A 1,215-nucleotide genomic window follows, 5' to 3' on the forward strand; every position below is an offset into this window, starting at 1 on the left:
AGTGTGCTGGTGGCAGGTAGCCAGGCGATCCCTCGGTGGGCATGGGCATCTGGGTACGCATCATGATGGCGTCGGCAAAACCGCGCAGCAGCATGACCATGGCAACGATGATGTACATCACGCCGATTTTCTTGTGGTCGACCGAGGTCAACCACTCGGTCCACAAGTACGTCCACTTCTTGAAGTAGGTGATTGCAGCGAACAGCGCCAGACCACCGAGGGCGATCATGGCGATGGTCACCATCACGATCGGCTCGTGGAATGGGACTGCTTCCCAACTTAATTTACCAAACATCGTTTACTCCTCTGCCCCGGCAGCTGAATGCGAACTCGAGTCAATTTCCGTGGCCGCCACTTCTTTCTCTTTCTTCTCGTGCTTCAGCGGCTTGCCCGGCTTCATACCTTCGTACTTGTCGACGATGATCTGGAACTGGTTCGGCGTGACCGAGGAGTAGAGCTCGACTGGGTTGTTCTGGCTCGGTTTGGCAAGGGCCGCGTATTCAGCTTGATCAAGCTGTTTAGGTGACTTCTTGACTTCACTTACCCAGGCGTCGAAATCTTCCTGAGTGGTGGAGATAGCCTTGAATTTCATACCGGTGAAACCCGCGCCGCTGTAGTTGGCGGAAATACCGTCCATTTCAGCGTTACGGTCAGCGATCAGGTGCAGCTTGGTCTGCATGCCCGCCATCGCGTAGATCTGGCCGCCCAGACCCGGGATGAAGAACGAGTTCATCACAGCGTCAGAGGTGATCTTGAAGTTGATTGGCGTGTGCGCCGGGAACACGATCTTGTTGACCGTGGCAATGCCTTGTTCCGGGTAGATGAACAGCCACTTCCAGTCCAGCGCGACCACTTCGATGGTCACAGGCTTGACGTCGGATTGAATCGGACGATACGGGTCCAGTTCGTGGGTCGAAATGTAGGTGATGTAACCCAGGGCAATGATGATCAGGACCGGGATGGTCCAGACTGCCACTTCGATTTTGGTCGAGTGCGACCATTTCGGGGTGTAGACGGCGTTCTTGTTCGACGCGCGGTACTTCCAGGCGAACAGGAAGGTCATGACGATAACCGGCACAACAACCAACAGCATCAGCAGCGTGGCGGTGATGATCAGGTTGCTCTGTTCCTGGCAGACCTGGCCCGTTGGATTGAGCTAGGTCATGTTGCAGCCTCACAGCAACAACGTGCCGAGCAGCGGCACTATGCCTATTA

2 pseudogenes (1 of these 2 only partly in view) are annotated in these 1,215 nt (G+C 55.5%); both read right to left on the minus strand.

Going from position 1 to position 1,215, the window contains the following annotated elements:
• A pseudogene (locus tag ACIPIZ_RS29665) lies at positions 1–295 on the minus strand (cbb3-type cytochrome c oxidase subunit I) (its annotated part extends 351 nt beyond the left edge of the window); the annotation flags it as partial.
• Positions 296–298: 3 nt separating this feature from the next.
• Positions 299–1,213 (minus strand): annotated as a pseudogene (cyoA, locus tag ACIPIZ_RS29670) (ubiquinol oxidase subunit II).
• Positions 1,214–1,215: the final 2 nt, after the last annotated feature.

Origin of the sequence: Pseudomonas sp. NPDC087690 (genome assembly GCF_044743175.1) — a bacterium.
In the GTDB taxonomy this organism is placed as follows: Bacteria; Pseudomonadota; Gammaproteobacteria; order Pseudomonadales; family Pseudomonadaceae; genus Aquipseudomonas.